Below are 20,646 nucleotides of genomic sequence, written 5' to 3'. Positions count from 1 at the left end.
CCACGGGCAATGACCGACACCGACGACAACGCGGGCGCGGGCTGGTTCGCGGGCGGTTCGCCCCCCGGCTCCGAGGCGACGGGCGACGAGGGGACGCTCCGCGTCCGAATCGTCGACGGCGAGGCCGACGAGCCGGACGACTGGCCCGGCCTCGCGGTCGAGTCCGGCTTCGCCGACTCGCGCGACGACTACTACGACCGGCTCCACGACGCGTCCGTTGCGGCGACCCGCGAGGCGGTCCGCGAGCGCGAGCGCGCCGACGACAGACAGCTCGTCCACGCGGTGCGGGCGATGGACGACTGCGAGCGCACCGCCAACGAGCTGGCCGAGCGCGCCGCCGAGTGGGCGGGGAGCCTCTTCGACGACGCCGAACCGGGGATCGAGGGCGCTCGCGCCGTGGCAGAGCGCGAGCCGGACGGCGAACTGGAGCGGCGCGCCGTCTCGCTCGCGGCGCGCGTCGCCGACCTCGCCGCGGAGCGCGACGCGCTCGCCGAGACGATCGAGCGGACCGCGCCGGCGGTGGCGCCGAATCTCACCGAGATGGCCGGCCCGGAGCTCGCGGCTCGGCTGATCGCGCTCGCGGGGGGGCTGGAGTCGCTCGCGAAGAAGCCCTCCGGGACCGTGCAGGTGCTCGGCGCCGAAGAGGCGTTGTTCGCCCACCTCGCCGGGCGCGCTCCCTCGCCGAAACACGGGATCATCTACACGCACGAGTACGTGCGGAACACCCGCCCGGAGGATCGCGGATCGGCCGCGCGAGCGCTCGCGGGCAAGCTCACGCTCGCGGCCCGGGTGGACCACTACTCGGGCGAACGCCGCGAGACGCTCCACGAGGAGCTCCGCGAGCGAATGGCGACGATCCGGGCGCGGGCGGAAGAGGGGGGCGACGGTAGCGGGAGCGATGGCGGGGGCAGCGACACCGACGCGGAGGGCGACGCATGAGCGCTCCCGACCTACCGGCGGGCGTCGAGCGCCGCGAGATAAACGGGGAGACCCGGCTGGCGACCCGCGGTCCGCCGGTGTACGGCGAGCCGACCGCGGACGGGTGGCGCGCGTGGGACGCCGGTCGCTCGAAGCTCGGCGGGATGTTCGAGCTCGGGGTCGAGACGGGGCTCTCGGGCGGCGAGACGGTGCTGTACCTCGGCGCCGCCAGCGGGACGACGGTCAGCCACGTCGCCGACTTCGCGGGGCCGACGTACGCGGTGGAGTTCGCGCCGCGCCCGGCACGGGACCTCGTCGAGGCGGCCGAGCCCCGCGACCGGCTGTTCCCGCTGTTGAAGGACGCCCGGACGCCGAACCGGTACGCGCACGTCGTCGAGAGCGACGTGGACGCCATCGTCCAGGACGTGGCGACGCGCGGGCAGGCGGAGGTCGCGGTCCGGAACCGCCAGTTCCTCGCTGACGACGGGCGGCTGCTGCTCGCGATCAAGGCGCGCAGCGAGGACGTGACGGCGGATCCCGAAACCGTGTTCGAGAGCGCGCTCGATCGGCTCCGGGAGGCCTACGAGATCTTGGAGACGCAGCGGCTCGACCGGTTCCACGAGGACCACCTCGGCGTCGTGGCGACGCCGCGATAGGGTGCGCGGTAGCGGAGGCGTCGCGGCGGCGGGGTGAGTACGTCGGGGAGTGTCAACGCGGCTCGACCTTATACCGCTTCGGCTCGCTCGCCGATCGCCTCGAACAGCTGCGGCACGAACGCCTCCGCGAGCGGCGACAGCTCGTACACCCGAGCCTTTCCGTCCCGGAATTTCCCGACGAGGCCCGCGTCTTCGAGGGTGTTGAGGTGATGGTACAGGTCGTTTTGACGGCGATCGAGGGCGTCTGCGAGCTCGCCGCTCTCGATCTGACCCTCCCGGGAGAGGAGGTACAAGAGCGTGAATCTGGTCGGCTCGCCCATCGCCTTGAGTCGCTCGCTCTCCCGATCGAGGTCGAGCGACCCGTCGAGCAGCTCCGATTCTACTCGCCTGTACCCCTCCGGACGGGCGTTCGCGGCTTCGCTCCGGTCGGTGACTTCCGCTTCCCGTTCGCTCATACGCGTGTGTTCGTCGGCGAGACGGATATACTTAATCGTCGTTAAGAAGAACGGTGGGCAGTATTGATAATCGAAGCGGCACCGAGACCGGACACGATGACCGGCCTTCGAACGTACCAGGACACGCCGATCCGAGAGATCATCGTCGGATCCGTTCCGTGGGCGGACGCCTCCGACGCACTCGTCTTCCTGATGGGTCCGTATCGGCTGCTGGACCCGTCGTATCTCTATCCCGACGACGAGTACCCGTTGCCACCGGATCCGCTCGCTCCCGAGAGTGACGACGCGGCTCCGGATGCGATTCAGGCCACACTCAGATCGATCTGTCGGGCGGTCTCGGCAGAGACGCAAGCAGCGCTTTTCATCGCGAGCGACGTTGAGATTCCGACGAAGCAAGAGGTCACAACCGAAGAGCTCGCGGAACCCGGCATGGCGGTGATCGACCAGTCGGTCGCGTTCGCGACGGCGAGTGACGGGAACGCGTTCGTCTTCACGAAAGCGGGGCTCACGACCGGTGCAGGTGCCGAAGCGGGCGCAGTTCCGGAGCACTTCAGCCTACGAGACACCGACGCAGCCAGACGAGACCCGCGGACGTTCTGCATCTTCTCTGAAGCCGAACGAAGCGGCGGGGGGCGAAAGACGTACGAGCCGAAATTCAGCAGCGCGTCGATCGACGAGATGGACGACGCCTACAGTCTGCGTTTCCGGTATTTCGTCGATCGAGACGAGCTGGAAGAGAAGCTCATCGACTTCGTCGAATCGTACGTTATTCCATTATAAAGAGAAGTACCGCGGACGCGGCGGCGCGCCTCCGAGATCCCTCAGCGGTCCTCCGCCGTGGGATCGAACAGGTCCTCGATCCGGCAGCCGAAGTGGGCGGCCAGATCGAAGGCGAGCTCCAGCGAGGGGTCGTAGCGTTCGCGTTCGATCGCGTTGATCGTCTGGCGGGTGACGCCGACGGCGGCGGCGAGGTCGGCCTGGCTCTCGCCGGTCTCCGCGCGTCTGTCGGGGATGTCGTTTCTCATGTCCGGTACTTGTAGTAGAGGACGAACGCGCCGAACACGGCGGACACCGCGAAGAGGGTCCACATCGCGCCGTAGAATTCGCCCGGGAGCGTGACGATCCCGCTCTCCTCTAACACGAGCCCGCCGGGCGCGCCGAGGATGAACACGTACGCGAAGACGTTCATCGTGCTCTCGCTGGCCTTGCGCTCGATAGTGGTGTCGCGCTCGTCGTACAGGTCCACGGGGCTGAATCGCTGGACGAGCCCCATCCCGAGGCCGCCGGCCCAGTAGAGGGCGACGCCGAGGACGAACCGATCGAGGGCGACGGCGACGAACAGCGCCGCGATACCGGCGCCGAGCAGTGCGTAGGCGATGCGTTTGTACCGTTTTCGGGTGGAGGGCCGCGTCGTCGCGGGGGTGGTGCGTTCGCTCATGATTGCGCGTAAAGCGAGCGCGATCTGGTTGTAAAGCTCGCTTTACAGTAAAGCATCCTTTACGTTTGCTAATAAATCTATCGCCGATGGCGGATCGGGGCGGAACAGGGCGTTAAAAGCGGTCGGGAGGCGTTCTCGGCGGACTCACCACGTCGGCGGTGAGAAGCCGGCGTCTTCCAGAATCGGCTTCCAGCGCTTCTGCACCGAGAGCCTGGAGACGTCCATCGCGTCGGCGACGGCGGACTGCGACCGCTCTTGGCCGCGGATCAGCGCGGCGGCGTAGAGGCTGGCGGCCGCGACGACGCGCTTCCCGCGGTCGTCGTCGGGGGCGCGCGACAGGAAGAGATCCGTCGCCGTCGACAGCGTCTCCTCGTCGAGGTCGAGCGTCGCGCACGCGTCGTCGAGCCGGTCGATCCACGCCGCGTTGTCGACGCGATCGCTCGCGCGGTACATGGCCTGCAGTTAGGCGCACCAGTTTAAAAAGATCGCGCGGGGGAGAGGCGAGTCGAGTCGGGGATCCCGGGGCGATCGGAGATACGAGGCGAGTCGGGGATCCCGGGGCGACGGAGAGCGCGAGCTGGCCACGCCTCCTCCCGGTCGTCGCCCTCAAGTCCGCGCCGTCCGTACGACGGGTATGTCGACGCACGCGTGGACCGAATCGCGGGTCCGCGAGCTCCACGACGATCTGGTGTCGCTGTACGAGCCGGTGGACCGCGTCGCCGAGCACGGCGCCGATCCGACCGCCGACCCCGGCGAGGGGGTCCGCCAGCTGGTGACGACGATCCTCTCGCAGAACGTCGCCGACGCGAACACGAGCCGGGCCGCGGAGGCGCTCTTTGAACGGTACGACGACTTCGCGGCGATCGAGGCCGCGGACCACGAGGAGCTGAGAGAGACGATCCGGGTGGCGGGGCTCGCCGACCAGAAGGCCGCCCGGATCCAGCGCGCGCTGGCCGCCATCCGCGAGGAGACCGGCGGGGCGTACTCGCTGGCGTTCCTCGACGCGATGGCGACCGACGACGCGAAGGCGTGGCTCACCGAGATCAAGGGCGTGGGGCCGAAGACCGCCAGCGTCGTGTTGAACTTCCACTTCGGGAAGCCGACGATGGCGGTCGACACCCACGTCGAGCGCGTCTCCAAGCGGTTCGGGTTGGTGCCGGAGTCGGCGTCGAATCAGGCGGCGCACGACGCGCTCGACGCGCTGGTCCCCGACGAGCTAACCTACCCGCTCCACGTCCTGTTGATCCGGCACGGTCGCGAGCACTGCTCGGCCCGCGGCGCCGACTGCGACAACCCGGTGTGTGAGGCGTACTGCGACTGCGAGTACTGTTGAGACGTGGGATCGGCGACGTACATCTTCAAAGCCCCACCCACTCGGCAGTGCGTAATTGGTAACTGTGGATCGACGGCGAAGACCTCCAAAGCCCCAGTCGCGAGGACTCGCGCGGCTCGTGGCGTTCCTCACTCGTTCGCTCCGCTCACTCGCTGCGGTACTTACGTCGCCGTGCTTCGCCCTCGCGACTGCCCCTTTGAGTCCCGCCCCGCACCGCACAGCCTCACGCCTCCCCAGCCTCGTCGGCCGGCGCTTACAAGCGCCGGCCGACTCCCTCGCGCGTGCACCTCGTGCCCTTCGGGCGCTCGGCGGCACGCGCCGCCGCAGTTATCGCACGGTCGCCGTCGTCGGTTCGTCAGGTTCTTGAGTCGGTTTCGCCTACGCTCGGTCGCGCGCGGGTTGCCGAGCCAGGCCAAAGGCGTAGCGCTTAGGACGCTATCCCGTAGGGGTCCGCCGGTTCGAATCCGGTCCCGCGCACTGAGCGAAGGAGCGTAGCGACTGAGCGAGAGAGCAGGTGCGGATTTGAATCCTGGAAGTCGCGCGCGACGAGCGGAGCGAGTGAGCACGTCTTCCTCCGGTTCGAATCCGGTCCCGCGCATATCTCTCCGAGCAATTCGCGAGGAGAGGCATTTCGACGAGGATTCGAACCCTACCAGACGCGCGCAGCGAAGCGAGCACGTCTGGTTCCGGTTCGAATCCGGTCCCGCGCATGCTTCTGCAGGCGGCGATGGAAGGCGACGGTTCCCCGGATCGATCCGCGCCACTCGCACAACACTTGCCGCTTCCGAGGTTCCCGCACAAACACGACCGCTATCGGAGAACCCCGACAGAGTTGGCCGTAGCGGGCCTGATTAAGTCGATCCGGGTGGATGAGCGGGTATGGACACCGAATTCGCGTACTGGGTGCCGAACGTCAGCGGCGGGCTGGTCGTCTCGGACTGGGAGACGGAGACGGACTGGACGTACGACTACAACCTCGATCTCGCCCGCACGGCGGAGTCGGTCGGGTTCGACTACGCGCTCGCGCAGGCGCGCTTCTTCGGGAGCTACGGCGCGGACAAGCAGTTGGAGGCGCTGTCGATCGCCAACGCGCTCGCCGCGCAGACCGACGAGCTGCACGTGATCGGCGCGGTCCACCCCGGGCTGTGGGAGCCCGGCCCGCTGGCGAACTTCATCTCGACGGCCGACCGCATCAGCGACGGGCGGTTTTCGATCAACGTCGTCTCCGGCTGGTTCAAAGGCGAGTTCACCGGGTTCGGCCAGCCGTGGCTCGAACACGACGAGCGGTACGCCCGCTCGTCGGAGTTCATCGAGGTGCTGCAGGCGCTGTGGACCGAGGAGCGCGCGACCTACGACGGGCGGTTCTACACGATCGGGAAGGACATCGAGGGGTTCGAGGGCGCGCCGATGGAGCCCAAACCGATCCAAGATCCGTACCCGCAGGTGTTCCAGGGCGGGAACTCGCAGGCGGCCCGCGAGATGGCCGCGAGACACGCGGACGTGCTGTTCATCAACGGGGGCAGCCTCCAGGAGATCCGCGCCGTCATCGACGACGTCGAGGAGTACGCCGCGGAGTTCGGCACGGAGCCGCCGCGGTTCGCCGCGAACGCGTTCGTCATCCAGCGCGACACCGAAGCGGAGGCCAAGGAGGTCTTGGAGGGGATCATCGAGAACGCCACCGACGAGGCGGTCGATGCGTTCAAAGACCAGGTGAAGGAGGCCGGCCAGTCGTCCGAGGAAGGCGAGGGGATGTGGGCCGACTCGGACTTCGAGGATCTCGTCCAGTACAACGACGGGTTCAAGACCGGACTCATCGGGACCGACGACCAGATCGTCGAGCGGATCCGGAAGCTGGACGCGATCGGGATCGACATCGTCCTCGCGGGGTTCCTCGACTTCGAGAAGGAGCTCGAACGCTTCGGCGAGACGATCATCCCGGCGATCGACGAGGCGGACCCGCTCGACCCCGAGGCGGTCGACGCGGTCGACGAGATCGAGGAGATCGGCGGCGCGAAGGTGGCCCGGTAGATGACCGACAGAACGCTTCTCGGGATCGTCGGCAGCGTCTCCGCCGACTCCCGGACGCGGACCGCGGTCGAGGTCGCGCTGGACGCGGCGGCCGACCGAGACGGCGTCGAGACCGACGTGCTCCACCTCGCCGACTACGACCTGGACACGGCTGACGGTCGCGGGATCGACAACTACGAGGGCGACACCGCCGCCGCGCTCGACCTGATCGTCGAGGCCGACGCCTACGTCGTCGGCACCCCGGTCTATCGCGGGTCGTACTCGGGCGCGCTCAAGAACCTCCTCGACATGGTGCCGCGCGACCAGTGGCAGGGGGACGTGGCCCCCTTCGAGAACGCGGCGGTCGGACTCGTCGCGACCGGCGCGACGGACCACCACTTCCTCGCGGTCGATCAGGAGCTCCGCCCGGCGTTCGCGTTCTTCGGGGCTCACGCCGTGGGGGGCGCGACGTACGCGAGCGGCGACGACTTCGACGACGGCGAGCTCGTCGACGCCGACCTCCGCGAGCGACTCGAACTGCTCGGCGAGGCGACCGTCGATCTGGCGGCCGCGATCGACGAGTCGGAGGCGCTCGGGTCGCTCGGGCCCGCGATCTGACTCGAATCGATCCCGATACTGAAGGCCGAACTCACGCCAGTTCGGAAACGGATTCCGTATATCACGTCATTGATTGCTGGTTGCACCAACCATATGTGGGCGTGTCGTATCGGTTGGGCTATGGCTGGACCGCCGATCCACGAATTGCACTTCGCGGAGGAGCCGAGCGTCGACCAAGTCCCCGGTCCGAACTCGCGGCGCCTCCTCGACAGACAGGAGGCGATCGACAGCAGCGCGGTCGCGTACCCGAACGACATCCCGCTCGCGTTCGAGGAGGGGCGCGGTGCGACCCTCAAAGACGCCGACGGGAACCTGTTTCTCGACTTTTTCGCCGGCATCGGCGTGTACAACGTCGGCCACGCGAACCCGTACGTCAACGAGGGCGTCCACGAACAGATCGACAAGCTCACGCACTCGGTCGACTTCCCGACGGAGCCCCGGCTCGACCTCATCGACAAGCTCGACGAGATCGCCCCCGGGAGCCTCGCCGGCAACAGCCGGTTCGTCTTCGGCGGCCCCACCGGCAGCGACGCGATCGAGGCGTCGATCAAGCTCGCGAAGTACAACACGGGCGGGAACGGGCTGCTCGCGTTTCGGAACTCCTACCACGGAGCGACGACCGGGGCGATGAGCATCACGTCGAACAAGAAGTTCAAGAAGCCGTACGCGCCGCTCTTGCCCGACGTGGTCCACGCGCCCTTCCCGTACCCGTTTCGGGAGGGTCGTAGCCCCGAGGAGTCGGTCGACCGCGCGCTCGAAGAGGTCAGGGCGATCGTCGAGGAGCCGTACGGCGGTCTCACGGACCCGGCCGGTATCTTCGTCGAGCCCATCCAGGGCGAGGGTGGCGTCGTCGTCCCGCCCGAGGGGTTCCTCTCGGGGCTGCGCGAGATCGCCGACGAGAACGACCTCCCGCTGGTGTTCGACGAGATCCAGGTCGGGATGGGGCGCACCGGCGAGTGGTGGGCGTCCGATCACTACGACGTGACGCCGGACGTGATGACGACCGCGAAGGCGCTCGGCGGCAACGGTCAGCCGCTGTCGGGAACGCTGTATCACGAGGACCTGGACACGTGGGGGTCGGGCGACCACGCCGGGACCTACCGCGGACACGTTCCCGCGATGGTCGGCGGGCTGCGCGCGATCGAGTACATCCAGTCGCACGACTTACTCGACCACGCGACCGAGGTCGGCGCGTGGATCCGCGCCCGCCTCCGCGACGCGGGCGAGGGCGACCCGGGGCTCGGCCAGGTCCGCGGGAAGGGGCTGTTCGTCGGCGCCGAGTTCGTCGACGCGAGCGGCGACCCGGACGACGACCGCGTCGAGGCGATCCAGCAGTACTGCTACGAGCGCGGCGTCCTCGTCTGGACGGCCGGCCAGTACGGCAACGTCATCCGACTGCTCCCGCCGCTCGTCCTGACCCAGCGGCAGGCGGAGGTCGGGACCGAGGTCATCGCGGACGCGATCGACGCGACCGCCGAGTAACCCCGCTCGGTGCCGCTCAACCACCGATATCGGCATCTCCGTTTCGATCGCGGTCCGCGGGCGCTTTCGGTCAGAACCCACGCCCGAAAATATATACGAAGCAGAATTTACAGTAGGTTTATATCTTCACCGAGCGATAGAAGACTGTAAGTAAAGGTATCATGTCTCAAAATGAACTCTCGCGGCGAATCGTACTGCGGAGGAGCGCTATCCTCTCGACGTCGCTCGGACTGGCCCTGCTGACGACGACGGGGCAGGCGGCGGCGATGAACAAAGCGGAGCTCATCGAGTCCATGGCGAGCGAGGCCGAACTGAGCAAGTCGGACGCGAAGGCGGCGCTGGACGCGTTCACCGGCGCGGCGACGGAGGCCCTGAAGAGTGGCGACAGCGCCGCACTGATCGGGTTCGGCTCGTTCAGCATCTCGAAGCGCTCCGCGCGAACGGGGCGGAATCCGCGGTCCGTCAACGGACCTGCGGACGACTCGCCGGTGACGTTCGACTGGTGTCCGGAGTTCGCGGCCGCGCTCGATCTCAACCCCGGTCGGGGCGACGAGGCCAGCGCCAAGTGTCGGGACGCCGACGTGGTGATCGACGCGGCGTACGTCGCGCGTGAAACGCGAGGCGACTCGGACGAGGGATTATCCGAGAGGGACGCGAAGCGGGCGCTCGAGGCGTTCATCGACACGACGACGAAAGCCCTGAAGAAGGGTGATCGGTTGTCGTTGGGCGAGGAGGGAGGAGATGAGGCGTTCGGCACGTTCAGTATCTCGAAGCGGTCCGCCCGGACCGGACGCAACCCCCAGACCGGGAAGAAGATCCAGGCCGCGGCGAAGAACGTGGTCAGGTTCAAGGCGGGTGCCGAGCTCTCCAAGGCAGTGAACTGAACGACGGGAGTTCGACGGGCGTCACTGCACCGAGTTCGAGCGGCGCGTTTGCCTCACGCCGGCAGCGCCGAGTCGGGGACCGTGCCGTCGTCGTCCCACCCGCGGATCTCGTAGTAGGAGTCGATGGCGTCGTCGAGGCCGGGGAGTTCGTCCTCGTAGGGGAGGCGGTCGTCGTCGCCGTCGATGCCGCGCCGGTTGTTGAAGTGCCGCTCCAGAGTCACGGTCCGCGCGCCCGCCGCGAGCAGCTCCTCGAACTCGGCGTCGAAGAGGAGCTCGTAGCGCTCGGGCGTCATGAAGTCGCGGGAGAACTTGCAGACGACGCCGCTGTCGTTGAGCGCCATCAGGTTCTCGCGCTGGACGAGGCGCTCGGCCTTCCCCTCGAACCCCGCGGGCTCCATCGCCTCTTCCTCCTCGACGAGGGGATACTCGACCGAGTAGAAGGTCGCGTACATGTGGTCGGCGCCGCGGTTCGCGACCGCGTACGAGAGCGCCTGCCCGTGGAGGAGCCGGCCCTCGTGGGCCGCGAAGTCCATGTTCTTCACCGACCAGTTCCCCACGCCGAGGTCGTCGTGGATCCGGCCGATCCCCTCCGCGAGCCGGTCGCCCACGCCGTCGCGCTCGGCGATCTTGTCGACGAGGTCCCAGATGAGTTCGCGGTTGCCGAACTCGTCTTCGGCCTCCAGGTACGCGGCGATCGTGTTCCCCGTGGAGATGGCGTCGAGTCCGTACTCGTCGCAGCGCCGGTTCGACTCCATCACGTCGACGATGTCGTCGATCCCGGAGTTCGAGCCGAACGCCATCGCCACCTCGAACTCGGGGCCCTCTGTCTCGACGCCCCGCTCCTCGTCGCGGGTCGGGAGCTTGCAGGCGAACGCGCAGCTAGAGCAGGTCCCCTTCTTATACTTCTTCTCCGCGACGGCGGCGCCGTTGATCCCCTCGACGCCCTCGAAGGATCGCTCGGAGAAGTAGTACGACGGCAGCCCGTCCATCTCGTTGGCGAGGTCCATCACCGCCACCGTCCCCTGCTCTTTCATGATGTGGTCGTCCGTGGCGGCGTCCCGGTGGATCTCGTTGGCGGTCGCCGAGATCTCGATCTCGGGCGCCGAGTCGCCGCCGAAGGTTAGGGCCTTGACGTTCTTCGAGCCGAGGACCGCCCCCAGCCCGCCGCGGCCGAACGCGCGCTCCTCGGTCGTCATGATCGACGCGAACCGGACCTCGTTCTCGCCCGCCGGCCCGATCACCGCCGTCCGGTCGCTGGAGATGGCGCGTTCGTCGTCGAGGTAGCCGGTCGTCTCCGAGACGGTCGCCCCCGCGAGCTCCGGTACGGCTTCGAACTCGACGCCGTCGTCGCGCACGTGGACGGCGATCAGTTCGTCGCTCGCGCTGGCCAACTCGACCGCCCCGTACCCCGTCGCCGCGAGGTGACGGGACATGAACCCGCCCGCGTTCGACGAGAGCAGGCCGTCCGTCAGCGGCGAGAGCGCGGTGCAGTTCGTCCGCCCCGTGAAGCTCATCTGGGACGCCTGCATCGGCCCGGTGGTGAACACGGCGCGGTTCTCTGGACCGAGCGGGTCCGCGTCGAACGGGACCCGCTCGTGCGCCAGCCGCGTCCCTACGCCTCGCCCGCCGATGTATCGCTCCTGCACCTCGCTGATGTCGGTTTCCGTCGTCGTCCGCTCGCCGACGTCGATCGACAGCAGCGGCCCGGCACTGTGTAGCATGCGTACGTATCCGCGGACCCGATACAAAAACCCCGATCCAAGAGGAACTGATTGAGGCTTTCGGGCCCTGTCGACGCCTCCTACGAGGTATCTCCCCGCTGTGTAACGGAGCGCTACCGCGCTGATTCTCCGGATCCGCGCCGTAAATCGTACACAGTATCTGTTTTTAATATACACGGTAATTTTATGCTGTTGCTGGCTGATCGCTTCTGTAGACGCCCTGTTACCATGCCACGGGAACATATCTTCGACGAGACCGAGTACGAGCGACGGGTGGCGCGGACGAAAGAGCGGTTGCGCGAGCGGAACCTCGACGCGATCGTGGTCAGCGACCCGGCGAACATGAACTACCTGACCGGCTACGACGGCTGGTCGTTCTACGTCCACCAGGCGGTCGTGGTCACGCCCGACCGCGACGAGCCGATCTGGATCGGCCGCGACATGGACGGCGACGGCGCGCAGGCGACGACCCACCTCGCCGAGGAGAGCATCCGCGCGTACAGCGACGACCACGTGCAGTCGCCGCGCGACCTCCATCCGATGGACTACGTCGCCGGCGTCCTCGAAGAGCTGGGGGTCGCGGACGGGCGCGTCGGCTTGGAGATGGACGCCGCCTACTTCACCGCGAAGTCGTACACCCGACTGCAGGGGAACCTCCCGGACGCCGAGTTCGCGGACGCGACGCTGCTCGTCGGCTGGATCCGGATCAAGAAATCCGACCGGGAGCTGGAGTATATGGAGCAGGCCGCGCGGATCTCCGAGAACGCGATGCGGGCCGGCCTCGACGCCGTCGGGGAGGGGATCCCGGAGTACGAGGTCGCGTCCGCCGTCTACCAGCAGCTGATCGACGGGACCGACGAGTTCGGCGGCGACTACCCGGCGATCGTCCCGCTGATGCCGTCGGGCGACCACACCGGAACCCCGCACCTCACGTGGACGGACCGGGAGTACGAGGACGGCGACCCGGTGATCATCGAGCTCTCCGGCTGTCGGCACCGCTACCACTCGCCGCTGGCGCGGACGACGTTCGTCGGCGACCCGCCGGCCGAGCTGCGGGAGACCGCGGACATCGTCGTCGAGGGACTGGAGGCGGCGCTCGACGCCGCGGAGCCCGGCGTCAAATGCGAGACCGTCGAGAAGGCGTGGCGGACCACTATCGAGCGGTACGGGCTCGAAAAGGAGGACCGAATCGGCTACTCGATGGGACTCGGCTACCCGCCGGACTGGGGCGAACACACCGCGAGCATCCGCCCCGGTGACGAGACCGTCCTCCAGGAGAACATGACGTTCCACATGATCCCGGGCATCTGGACCGACGAGATCGGGATGGAGATCAGCGAGACGTTCCGAGTCACCTCGACCGGCGCGGAGACGCTGGCCGAGTTCCCCCGCGAGCTGTTCACGGCCTGAGCGGGCCCTCCCCGGGCGACCGCGCCCCTCCGATCAGCCGTCCGCGTCCGGGGTGACGACCGCGTTCTCCAACTCGCCGTCCCCGTCGAGCGCCGCGACGTTGCTCGCGACGATGTCGGCCAGCCGGTCCCAGTGTTTGGGCGTGTGGCCGCCGGTGTGCGGGGTGATGAGGCAGTTCTCTAAGTCCCAGAGCACGTGGTCCGGCGGGAGCGGCTCGGGGTCCGTGACGTCGAGCGCGGCGCCGCGGATCCCCTCGGTCTGCAGCGCCGACACCAGGGCGTCGGTGTCGACGAGCCCGCCGCGGGCCGCGTTGACGACGACCGCCTCGGGCGGGAGCGTCGCCAGCTCCGCCGCCCCGATCAGGCCTCGGGTCAGGTCGTTGAGCGGGCACGCGAGCACGACGTAGTCGCTCCGCGCGAGCGCCGCGTGGACGTCGTCGTCGTCGAAGCCGAGCACCTCGTCGGTGGGGCCGCCCTTCTCGGGCGTGTAGCGGATCCCGATCGTCTCCACCTCGAACCCCGCGAGCCGCTGGACGACCGCCTGGCCGATCGATCCGAGCCCCACGACGGTGACCGTGCTGTCGGTGAACTCGCGCGACTGGAAGTGGCGCCACTCGCCGTTCGACTTCCGGCGGAACCCCTCGTGGAGATTGCGCGCGAACACGAGCATGTTGGCGATCGCCTGCTCGGCGATGCCCGGCGCGTGGATCCCCCCGGCGTTCGTCACGCTCACGCCGTGCTCGCGCAGCGCGTCGGTCGGGACGTGGTCGGTGCCGGCGAAGGTGCACGCGAACAGCTCCAGCCGGTCGGCGCGGTCGAGGAGGTCGGCGTCGATCGTGATGCCGGTCACGGCGCGGGCCGTCGGCACGAGGTCGCGCTCCTCGGCGGGCGTCCGGGCGAGCGCGACCGTCCGGTCCGGGAGTCGCTCGCGGAGCGCGTCCGCGTACGACGCCATCGACAGGCCCTCCGTTCCCTCCCGTAGCACGACGATATCGGGATCAGCGGTCTGGTGTGCACTCATGGGTAGTTGACGCGTCGAAACGACGCGTTGGCGGATCATCACGAGGGTGGTTCTTAGCCTTTTGTGTATCTCTTGTACACGACAATTGTGTACAGTTAAGGCGATCGAGCGAGAGGGTGACACTCATGAACGAACCGATCCGGGACCGGCTCGCCAGCGTTCGCCGCCGACTCCACCGCCATCCGGAGCCCGCGTGGCGCGAGTTCCTCACGACTGCGAGGCTCGTCGAGGAGATCCGGGCGATCGGCGTCGACGAGCTCGCGATCGGGCCGGACGCGTACGACTCGGCCGACCGCATGGCCGTTCCCGATGCCGACCTCGATCCGTGGCTGGAGCGCGCCCGCGACCGCGGCGCGGACGCGGAGCTGCTCGATCGCATGGCCGGCGGCAACACCGGCGCCGTCGCCGTGCTCGACCGCGGCGACGGGCCCGCGATCGGGCTCCGCGTCGACGTCGACGGGCTGTTCATCGGGGAGTCGACCGAGCCCGACCACGACCCCGTCGACGAGGGGTTCCGCTCGGAGATCGACGGCACGATGCACGCCTGCGGCCACGACGCCCACATGACGTGGGGGCTCGCCGTCCTCGAAGCCATCGCCGAGAGCGACTTCGCCGGGCGGCTGGTCGTCTTCTTCCAGCCGGCCGAGGAGACGGGGGGCGGCGGCCGGCCGATGGCCGAGAGCCGGTTCGCGGACGACCTCGACTACCTGCTCGCGGCTCACGTCGGCTTGGACCACCCGACCGGCGAGGTGGTCGCCGGGATCGAGAAGCCGCTGGCGATGGCGCACCTCGACGCGACGATCGAGGGCACGTCGGCGCACGCCGGCAAAGCCCCCAACGAGGGCGACAACGCGATGCAGGCGATGGGGGCGGCGATCGTGAACGCCTACGGGATCGCCCGTCACGCCGACGGGATGACGCGGGTCAACGTCGGGAAGGCCGAGGCCGGCACCGCGAGCAACGTCATCGCCGAGCGCGCGCACATGGAGGCCGAGGTGCGCGGCGAGACGACCGAGCTGATGGAGTTCATGAAACGCCGGTTCGAGCGCACCGTGCGCGGCGCCGCGACGATGCACGGCTGTCGCGCGACCGTCGACGTGGTGAGCGAGTGTCCGCGCGCGGACAGCGATCCGGAGCTACAGGCGCTGGTGGCCGGGGTCGCCGAGGGTGTCGACGGGATCGAGACTGTGCTCCCGGCGGCGGACTTCGGCGCGAGCGAGGACGCGACGTTCCTGATGGAGCGCGTCCAAGAGGACGGCGGACTCGCGACGTACCTCATCGTCGGCACCGACCATCCGACGAGCCACCACACGCCCACCTTCGACGTCGACGAGCGAAGCCTCCGGCACGGCGTGGACGTCTTGGTCGGCGCGATCCGCGACCTCGAACGGCGCCATCCCGTGCCGCAGGCGGACGCCCCCGAGGACGCCCACCCCGGCCTCGAATGACAGAGGACGAGCCCGACGACCGCGACGCCGACGAGCGGGGCGACGGCGGGGAGAACTCCCCGCCGTCCGTCACGCGCGCCGCGATCGAGGACGCCCGCCGCCGGCTCGCGGACGTTGCGCACCGAACGCCGCTCGACACCTCGCGCACGTTCGCCGAGATGAGCGGGGCCGCGTCGCTGGGGCTCAAGCTCGAGTCCTTCCAGCGGACCGGCTCGTTCAAGATCCGCGGGGCTTACAACGCGATGGCGCGGCTCTCCCCGGACGAGCGCGAGGCCGGCGTGATCGCCGCCAGCGCGGGCAACCACGCGCAAGGGGTGGCCCTCGCGGGCGACCTGCTCGGGATCGACACGACGATCGTCGTCCCCGAGGTGACGCCGGCGGCGAAGGTCGCGGCGACAAGGGAGTACGGCGCGACCGTGCTCGTGGAGGGCGACATCTACGAGCGCTCCTACGAGCACGCCGTGGCGCGCGCCGACGAGACCGGTGAGACGTTCGTCCACCCGTTCGACGACGCCGCCGTCGTCGCGGGCCAGGGGACGATCGGCCTCGAACTGATAGAGCAGTACCCCGCGATGGACGCCGTCCTCGTTGCCATCGGCGGCGGCGGGCTCATCTCGGGGATCGGCACCGCGGTGGCGGCCGCGGACCGCGACGTTCGAGTTATCGGCGTCCAGCCGGAGGGGGCGGCACACGCGAAGCCGTCGCTGGAGGCCGGCGAGATCCGCCAGCTCGACGACGTGGACACCGTCGCCGAGGGGGTCGCCGACACCCGGATGCTGGGGACCACCTTCGAAGTCGCGAGCGAGGTCGTCGACGACGTGGTGACCGTCTCCGACCGCGAGATCGCCGCCGCCGTGACGCTGCTGGCCGAGCGGCAGAAGACGGTCGCCGAGGGCGCCGGCGCCGCGCCGCTCGCCGCCGCGCTCTCGGACCGGCTGGACCTCGCGGACGCCAACCCCGCCGTCGTCGTCTCGGGCGGCAACGTGAACCTCACCGGCCACGCCGAGCTCACCCGGATCGGCCTGTTCGAACTCGGACGCTACGCCGAGGCGCGGCTCGCGCTCGCGGCGTGGCCGACGCAGGTTAGCGAAGTGGTCGAGGCGGTGACCGACGCGGGCGCCGAGCTCGACGCCCTCGAACGCGCGCGTCGAACGGGGACCGACCACCCCAACCGCACCCCCGTGACGGTCGGGATCGAAGGACGCGACGCCGACCACCTGGATGCGGTGCTGGCGGCGGTGTCGGCGCTCGACGGCGTGTCGGTCGTCGAGCGGTCGGTCGCTGAGGAGAACTGAGCGGGTCGGCAACGAAGTTCGCACTGCGGCTCTCGGATCCCCTCACTTCATTTTTTGGTGTCGTGGTGGGAGGATACTAATCCCGGTCCGGTGTCACGTGTGAGTTGCTCGACGGCGATCACCGGGCGGACAGAACCAATCCGCCCCCGACAGCGACCAGTCCGAGCGGAGCGAGGACCGCAGGAAGCGGGATACTACACTCGTTCACTCCGTCGGGCGTGTACAGGAGGTCTGCCCCCTGTACGCCGAGAACGCCGACGCCGGTCCCCCGTCCCTCCGAGACGCCGACGTCGGTACAGCCGCCGAACAGCATTCCGGGGAAGGAGACCAGTTCCGCGAGGGCGATACCGACTCCGACGACGAGCAACGCGCCGCCGAGGAGGGCTGTTCGATTCATGATCGGTTCGGTTGTACGGTCCCCGATAGGGCCACGGCCCACTTCAGCCTCCCGCCGTCCTGCGCCCGAACCCGGCCGGCTCACGCGCCGCCGGGCGCGGCTGCTCAGTTCGCCGCCGCGCTCGCGCTGACGGCGTCGATCGCGTCGAGGAAGATCCCGGTCCCGAGCGCGATCTCGCGTTCGGTCGAGTCCAGCGGGGGGAGTAGCCGGATCGTCTTCTTGCCGCAGCCGAGCGTGAGGAGGCCGCGGTCGAGCGCGGCCTCGACGACGGCGGAGCGCCGCTCGGGCGTGTCGAACTCCACCGCGAGCATTAGCCCCTTGCCGCGGACATCGACGACGGTGTCGGGCGCGTCGTCGCGGAGGATCTCGCACGCCTGCCGACCGCGCCGGGTCGCGTTGGCCAGCAGGTCGTGCTCATCGATCGCCTCCAGCGTGAACGTCCCCATCATCGAGCCGAGGACGTCGCCGCCGCCGAACGTCGAGCCGAGGCGGTTCTTCTCGGTGGGGAACACCTCCGACCGGGAGATCGTCGCGCCGACGCGCAGCGCCTTCGCGCTCGCGATCACGTCCGGCTCGATGGCGTAGTGGTCCGCCGCCCACATCTCGCCGGTGCGTCCGACGCCCGACTGGATCTCGTCGACGACGAGCGGGATGTCGTACTCGTCGGTGACGGCCGCCACCTCGTCCATGAACGCCTCGCTGGGGAAGCGGTAGCCGCCGACGCCCTGGATCGGTTCGAGCGTCAGGAAGGCGATCTCCGCCGGGTCGACGTGGCCGCCCTCGGGCGCGAGCATGTTCCGCAGCTGCGAGCCGCCGCCCGCGAAGAAGCCGCAGTCGCAGCTCGCCGCGTCACAGCCTCGATCCGCACAGAAGGGTACCGTCTCGACGCCGCTGATCTCGGGGTACTGGCGCGTGTACACGTCCTTCGACTTCGTCAGCGAGAGCGTGCCGAGCGTGCGCCCGTGGAAGCTCCCGTCGAACGCCACGCCGTACTTCGCGGGGGCGCGGTAGTCGTGGGTGATCTTCATCGCGTTCTCCATCGCCTCGGCGCCGGAGTTCGAGAGGAAGACGGTGTCCATCCCGTAGTGACCGGACACGTCGGTCAGCCGGTCCATGAGGTGACTCGACCCGGGGAAGTCGGCCTCCTCGGGGGTGGGGCCCGACCCGAAGTACATGTCCTGACCGGCGATCTTCATCGGCTCGACGAGGTCGAACTCCCGGAGCTTCGAGAGCACCTTCTCGTTGTTGTAGCCGAGCGGAGCCGCGCCGATGTGACAGGTGAAATCCAACAGAACGTTGCCGTCGACGTCGGTGACGAAGGGCCCGTCGGCCTCGCGGGTCACGTCCCAGACGAACTCGTGCGAGTATTCGCTGGGCGCGGAGTGCGACTGGTGGAAGTCGACCCAGCGCTGCGCGTTCGGGCCGGGGAGCGCGTCCGCGCTTGGTTCCGCCGTATCCCTATCCATACACAGATTATGTATACGTTATACATTAAAACTTGGTATGGAAGCCCAAAAGCGGGTCAGGTGAGCGTCAGTCGTCGTCCGACCCGGCGGACTCGACCGACTCGGACCGGGCGTCGACGTCTTTCCCCGCTCCGTACAGCACCGTGTCGTCCTGCAAGAGCACTTGGTCGTAGTGCTTGCCGAAGTCTTTGATCAGCGCTAACATCGCGAGGAAACAGACCAACGCGAACGGCGTGCCGGTGATGATCGCCGCCTGCTGGAGCGTGTTCGCGCTGCCGCTGCCGCCGAGGATCATCAGGATCGCCGCGGTCATCCCGAGGACGACGCCCCAGAAGATGCGGTTGATGTTCGACGGCCTGGCCTTCCCGCCGGTGGTCATCATCGAGACGGCCAGCGTCGAGGAGTCCGCCGACGTGATGAAGAACGTCGTCACGAGGATCATGAACGCGTAGATCAGCACGGACCCGATCGGGATCGTCATCGACGCTCCACCGAGGTTCAGCGTGAAGTTCAGCGCCTCGAAGAGGATGAACCCGGACACCTCCGGCCCCGCGTCGCCGGCGATCACCGCGCCGAAGTCGGCGATCCCGTTGTGCTGTGCCCACACCGCGGTGCCGCCGACGAACGTGAACCACGGGATGGTGGCGCCGGAGGTCGCGACGATCCCCGTGAACGCGACCTCGCGGACGGTCCGTCCCTTGGAGATCCGCGCGATGAACAGCCCCGCGAACGGCGACCACGAGAGCGCCCACGCCCAGTAGAACACCGTCCACGCGTTGATCCAGCCGGTCGCGCTCGCGTCGCCGCCACCCATCGGCCCGGCGCCGGTGAAGAGGCTCATCGAGACGAACTCGCTTATCATGCCGCCGAACGCCTGCGTGCCGAGCAGCACGAGGAACAGCGTCGGGCCCACGATGAACGTCGCGAACATGAGCACGACGAAGAGGATCATGTTGAAGTTCGAGAGCCGGCGGATCCCCTTGTCGACCCCGAGCACCATCGAGGTGGTAAAGAGGAGGGTCATCATGGTGACGACGAGCAGGATCCCGAGATCGCCCATGTTGATCCCCCACTGGTAGTCGAGCCCGGTGACGAACTGGCTCCCGATGAACCCGAGCGACGTGGCGACGCCGCCGATGGTCGCGAAGACGGCCAGAATGTCGACGACCTTCGCGGCCGGGCCGTCGAGATTGTCGGCGCCGAGGATCGGCATGAGCGCCGAGGAGACGCGCAGCGGGACGTTCTCGTAGTTGTACGCGAAGTAGCCGATCGCGATACCCATGATGGTGAACACCGCGAGCTGCGGCAGCGCCCAGTGGAACAGCGTCTGTTGGACCGCGACGGTCATCGCCTCGGCCGTGCTCCCCTCGACGTTACTGAACAGCGGCGAGGGGTTGTTGTAGTAGAACAGCGCCTCGGTCGGTCCCCAGAACACGACCCCGGCCGCGAACCCCGCGGAGTACAGCATCGCGAAAAACGAGAGGAAGCTGTACTCCGGCGGCTCGTCGCCGAGCTTGATCCCTCCCCACGGCCCCACGATCAGGAAGAGTAGGAACAACACGATCAGGAAGACGATCAGCATCAGCGCCCAGTTGAACGCGCCGAGCAGCTGATTGTTCAGCGACTCGATGCCGTTCTCGACGGTGGACGGGCTGATGAAGAACGCGGCGATAACGCCCAGCGTCAGCAGGGCGCCGAACGCGAAGACGATCGGGTCGATCTCGTCGCGGAACTCCTCTATCACTCCCGGTTCAGAGCCACTCATCAGGTGACACCCCCGCGACGGCGACGACTACTGGGTCCACGGTGCCTCCGCCGGTCGAGTACCATGCCACGTGATGGCATGGTCGGTCGATCGGAAGTGTACACAATAAGTGTTTCTCAAGGTGCGACTATCTATCCGATTTATGTATTCTGTATATATGTTCAACGATATTCGTACCAAACAGCTAACGGGGCGGGATCGTCAGCGATCAACGCGATACACTGGACGATCAGCGGGAATCAACCGAAACAGCCACACATTCCGTATCAAAAGCCGCCGAAGATCGAGCGGCACCGGCTCGACACCGCGCCGGCACCGTCCCAAGCGGCCGGT

Annotated in this window: 20 protein-coding genes and 1 tRNA gene; 12 read left to right on the top strand and 9 right to left on the bottom strand. The window is 68.2% G+C overall.

Going from position 1 to position 20,646, the window contains the following annotated elements:
• Positions 1-9 precede the first annotated feature (9 nt).
• Together C471_RS14620 and C471_RS14615 are read left to right on the top strand one after the other, a co-directional pair.
• Positions 10-939, top strand: coding sequence for an NOP5/NOP56 family protein (locus C471_RS14620; protein ID WP_004050296.1), 930 nt, complete (start codon positions 10-12; stop codon positions 937-939).
• Positions 936-1,574, top strand: coding sequence for a fibrillarin-like rRNA/tRNA 2'-O-methyltransferase (locus C471_RS14615; protein ID WP_004050294.1), 639 nt, complete (start codon positions 936-938; stop codon positions 1,572-1,574). The genes C471_RS14620 and C471_RS14615 overlap by 4 nt, the downstream gene beginning before the upstream one ends.
• 68 nt (positions 1,575-1,642) lie before the next feature.
• On the opposite strand, the gene C471_RS14610 is transcribed toward C471_RS14615, so the two are convergent.
• Positions 1,643-2,029 carry an ArsR/SmtB family transcription factor gene (locus C471_RS14610; RefSeq protein ID WP_004050292.1) on the bottom strand — a complete coding sequence of 129 codons (387 nt, stop codon included), beginning with the start codon at positions 2,027-2,029 and terminating at the stop codon, positions 1,643-1,645.
• A gap of 96 nt (positions 2,030-2,125) precedes the next feature.
• On the opposite strand from C471_RS14610, the gene C471_RS14605 reads away from it, so the two are divergent.
• A complete protein-coding gene (locus C471_RS14605) occupies positions 2,126-2,809 on the top strand; it encodes a DUF7509 family protein (RefSeq protein ID WP_004050290.1) in 684 nt (227 codons plus the stop codon).
• A 41-nt stretch (positions 2,810-2,850) separates the two neighbouring features.
• Here C471_RS14605 and C471_RS14600 read toward each other — a convergent pair whose 3' ends face one another.
• The 3 genes from C471_RS14600 to C471_RS14590 form a co-directional block, all read right to left on the bottom strand.
• Positions 2,851-3,054 (bottom strand): helix-turn-helix transcriptional regulator, encoded by a 204-nt coding sequence (locus tag C471_RS14600; RefSeq protein ID WP_004050288.1) that lies wholly within the window; start codon positions 3,052-3,054, stop codon positions 2,851-2,853.
• A complete protein-coding gene (locus tag C471_RS14595; protein WP_004050285.1) occupies positions 3,051-3,467 on the bottom strand; it encodes a DUF2178 domain-containing protein in 417 nt (138 codons plus the stop codon). Before C471_RS14595 ends, C471_RS14600 begins: the two co-directional genes overlap by 4 nt.
• Before the next feature lie 144 nt (positions 3,468-3,611).
• Positions 3,612-3,920, bottom strand: a complete 309-nt coding sequence (locus C471_RS14590; protein WP_004050278.1) for a hypothetical protein — start codon at positions 3,918-3,920, stop codon at positions 3,612-3,614.
• A gap of 181 nt (positions 3,921-4,101) precedes the next feature.
• Here C471_RS14590 and C471_RS14585 point away from each other — a divergent pair, with 181 nt between their 5' ends.
• From C471_RS14585 to C471_RS16700, 6 genes are all read left to right on the top strand, one after another.
• Positions 4,102-4,800 (top strand): endonuclease III domain-containing protein, encoded by a 699-nt coding sequence (locus C471_RS14585; protein ID WP_004050276.1) that lies wholly within the window; start codon positions 4,102-4,104, stop codon positions 4,798-4,800.
• Between the two features lie 392 nt (positions 4,801-5,192).
• Positions 5,193-5,277 (top strand) — tRNA-Leu (locus C471_RS14580).
• A 402-nt stretch (positions 5,278-5,679) separates the two neighbouring features.
• On the top strand, positions 5,680-6,828 hold the full coding sequence (sfnG, locus tag C471_RS14575) for a dimethylsulfone monooxygenase SfnG (RefSeq protein WP_004050274.1): 1,149 nt from the start codon (positions 5,680-5,682) through the stop codon (positions 6,826-6,828).
• On the top strand, positions 6,829-7,425 hold the full coding sequence (locus C471_RS14570) for an NADPH-dependent FMN reductase (RefSeq protein ID WP_004050272.1): 597 nt from the start codon (positions 6,829-6,831) through the stop codon (positions 7,423-7,425). It abuts the gene before it with no gap.
• 120 nt (positions 7,426-7,545) lie between these two features.
• Complete coding sequence (locus C471_RS14565) at positions 7,546-8,907, top strand: aspartate aminotransferase family protein (RefSeq protein WP_049909454.1); 1,362 nt, start codon at positions 7,546-7,548, stop codon at positions 8,905-8,907.
• A 161-nt stretch (positions 8,908-9,068) separates the two neighbouring features.
• Complete coding sequence (locus tag C471_RS16700; protein WP_004050268.1) at positions 9,069-9,791, top strand: HU family DNA-binding protein; 723 nt, start codon at positions 9,069-9,071, stop codon at positions 9,789-9,791.
• 53 nt (positions 9,792-9,844) lie between these two features.
• Here C471_RS16700 and C471_RS14550 read toward each other — a convergent pair whose 3' ends face one another.
• The gene (locus C471_RS14550; protein WP_004050266.1) at positions 9,845-11,512 is read right to left on the bottom strand and encodes an aldehyde ferredoxin oxidoreductase family protein; all 1,668 of its coding nucleotides are present in this window, start codon (positions 11,510-11,512) and stop codon (positions 9,845-9,847) included.
• A 228-nt stretch (positions 11,513-11,740) separates the two neighbouring features.
• Here C471_RS14550 and C471_RS14545 point away from each other — a divergent pair, with 228 nt between their 5' ends.
• Positions 11,741-12,922 (top strand): M24 family metallopeptidase, encoded by a 1,182-nt coding sequence (locus tag C471_RS14545; protein WP_004050264.1) that lies wholly within the window; start codon positions 11,741-11,743, stop codon positions 12,920-12,922.
• A 33-nt stretch (positions 12,923-12,955) separates the two neighbouring features.
• Here the strand turns inward: C471_RS14545 and C471_RS14540 are convergent, their stop codons facing one another.
• A complete protein-coding gene (locus C471_RS14540) occupies positions 12,956-13,942 on the bottom strand; it encodes an NAD(P)-dependent oxidoreductase (protein ID WP_004050262.1) in 987 nt (328 codons plus the stop codon).
• A gap of 125 nt (positions 13,943-14,067) precedes the next feature.
• Here C471_RS14540 and C471_RS14535 point away from each other — a divergent pair, with 125 nt between their 5' ends.
• Together C471_RS14535 and ilvA are read left to right on the top strand one after the other, a co-directional pair.
• On the top strand, positions 14,068-15,390 hold the full coding sequence (locus C471_RS14535) for an amidohydrolase (protein WP_004050250.1): 1,323 nt from the start codon (positions 14,068-14,070) through the stop codon (positions 15,388-15,390).
• Positions 15,387-16,685 carry a threonine ammonia-lyase gene (gene ilvA, locus C471_RS14530; RefSeq protein ID WP_004050248.1) on the top strand — a complete coding sequence of 433 codons (1,299 nt, stop codon included), beginning with the start codon at positions 15,387-15,389 and terminating at the stop codon, positions 16,683-16,685. The genes C471_RS14535 and ilvA overlap by 4 nt, the downstream gene beginning before the upstream one ends.
• Positions 16,686-16,803: 118 nt before the next feature.
• Here ilvA and C471_RS14525 read toward each other — a convergent pair whose 3' ends face one another.
• From C471_RS14525 to C471_RS14515, 3 genes are all read right to left on the bottom strand, one after another.
• Positions 16,804-17,082, bottom strand: a complete 279-nt coding sequence (locus C471_RS14525; protein WP_004050246.1) for a hypothetical protein — start codon at positions 17,080-17,082, stop codon at positions 16,804-16,806.
• Between the two features lie 104 nt (positions 17,083-17,186).
• Positions 17,187-18,548, bottom strand: a complete 1,362-nt coding sequence (locus tag C471_RS14520; protein WP_004050244.1) for an aminotransferase class III-fold pyridoxal phosphate-dependent enzyme — start codon at positions 18,546-18,548, stop codon at positions 17,187-17,189.
• Positions 18,549-18,615: 67 nt separating this feature from the next.
• Positions 18,616-20,313 carry a BCCT family transporter gene (locus C471_RS14515; RefSeq protein WP_049909452.1) on the bottom strand — a complete coding sequence of 566 codons (1,698 nt, stop codon included), beginning with the start codon at positions 20,311-20,313 and terminating at the stop codon, positions 18,616-18,618.
• Positions 20,314-20,646 lie beyond the last annotated feature (333 nt).

The sequence above is a fragment of the Halorubrum saccharovorum DSM 1137 genome (assembly GCF_000337915.1).
Lineage (GTDB): Archaea > Halobacteriota > Halobacteria > Halobacteriales > Haloferacaceae > Halorubrum > Halorubrum saccharovorum.
This window is presented reverse-complemented; position numbering and strand designations above follow the sequence as displayed.

Coding starts and splice junctions, on each gene's coding strand:
- C471_RS14545 (WP_004050264.1), top strand. CDS start 11,741: ATGCCACGGGAACATATCTTCGACGAGACCGAGTACGAGCGACGGGTG.
- C471_RS14585 (WP_004050276.1), top strand. CDS start 4,102: ATGTCGACGCACGCGTGGACCGAATCGCGGGTCCGCGAGCTCCACGAC.
- C471_RS14550 (WP_004050266.1), bottom strand. CDS start 11,512: ATGCTACACAGTGCCGGGCCGCTGCTGTCGATCGACGTCGGCGAGCGG.
- C471_RS14570 (WP_004050272.1), top strand. CDS start 6,829: ATGACCGACAGAACGCTTCTCGGGATCGTCGGCAGCGTCTCCGCCGAC.
- C471_RS14615 (WP_004050294.1), top strand. CDS start 936: ATGAGCGCTCCCGACCTACCGGCGGGCGTCGAGCGCCGCGAGATAAAC.
- C471_RS14610 (WP_004050292.1), bottom strand. CDS start 2,029: ATGAGCGAACGGGAAGCGGAAGTCACCGACCGGAGCGAAGCCGCGAAC.
- C471_RS14520 (WP_004050244.1), bottom strand. CDS start 18,548: ATGGATAGGGATACGGCGGAACCAAGCGCGGACGCGCTCCCCGGCCCG.
- C471_RS14590 (WP_004050278.1), bottom strand. CDS start 3,920: ATGTACCGCGCGAGCGATCGCGTCGACAACGCGGCGTGGATCGACCGG.
- C471_RS14620 (WP_004050296.1), top strand. CDS start 10: ATGACCGACACCGACGACAACGCGGGCGCGGGCTGGTTCGCGGGCGGT.
- C471_RS14605 (WP_004050290.1), top strand. CDS start 2,126: ATGACCGGCCTTCGAACGTACCAGGACACGCCGATCCGAGAGATCATC.
- C471_RS16700 (WP_004050268.1), top strand. CDS start 9,069: ATGTCTCAAAATGAACTCTCGCGGCGAATCGTACTGCGGAGGAGCGCT.
- C471_RS14535 (WP_004050250.1), top strand. CDS start 14,068: ATGAACGAACCGATCCGGGACCGGCTCGCCAGCGTTCGCCGCCGACTC.
- C471_RS14515 (WP_049909452.1), bottom strand. CDS start 20,313: ATGAGTGGCTCTGAACCGGGAGTGATAGAGGAGTTCCGCGACGAGATC.
- sfnG (WP_004050274.1), top strand. CDS start 5,680: ATGGACACCGAATTCGCGTACTGGGTGCCGAACGTCAGCGGCGGGCTG.
- C471_RS14595 (WP_004050285.1), bottom strand. CDS start 3,467: ATGAGCGAACGCACCACCCCCGCGACGACGCGGCCCTCCACCCGAAAA.
- ilvA (WP_004050248.1), top strand. CDS start 15,387: ATGACAGAGGACGAGCCCGACGACCGCGACGCCGACGAGCGGGGCGAC.
- C471_RS14565 (WP_049909454.1), top strand. CDS start 7,546: ATGGCTGGACCGCCGATCCACGAATTGCACTTCGCGGAGGAGCCGAGC.
- C471_RS14600 (WP_004050288.1), bottom strand. CDS start 3,054: ATGAGAAACGACATCCCCGACAGACGCGCGGAGACCGGCGAGAGCCAG.
- C471_RS14540 (WP_004050262.1), bottom strand. CDS start 13,942: ATGAGTGCACACCAGACCGCTGATCCCGATATCGTCGTGCTACGGGAG.
- C471_RS14525 (WP_004050246.1), bottom strand. CDS start 17,082: ATGAATCGAACAGCCCTCCTCGGCGGCGCGTTGCTCGTCGTCGGAGTC.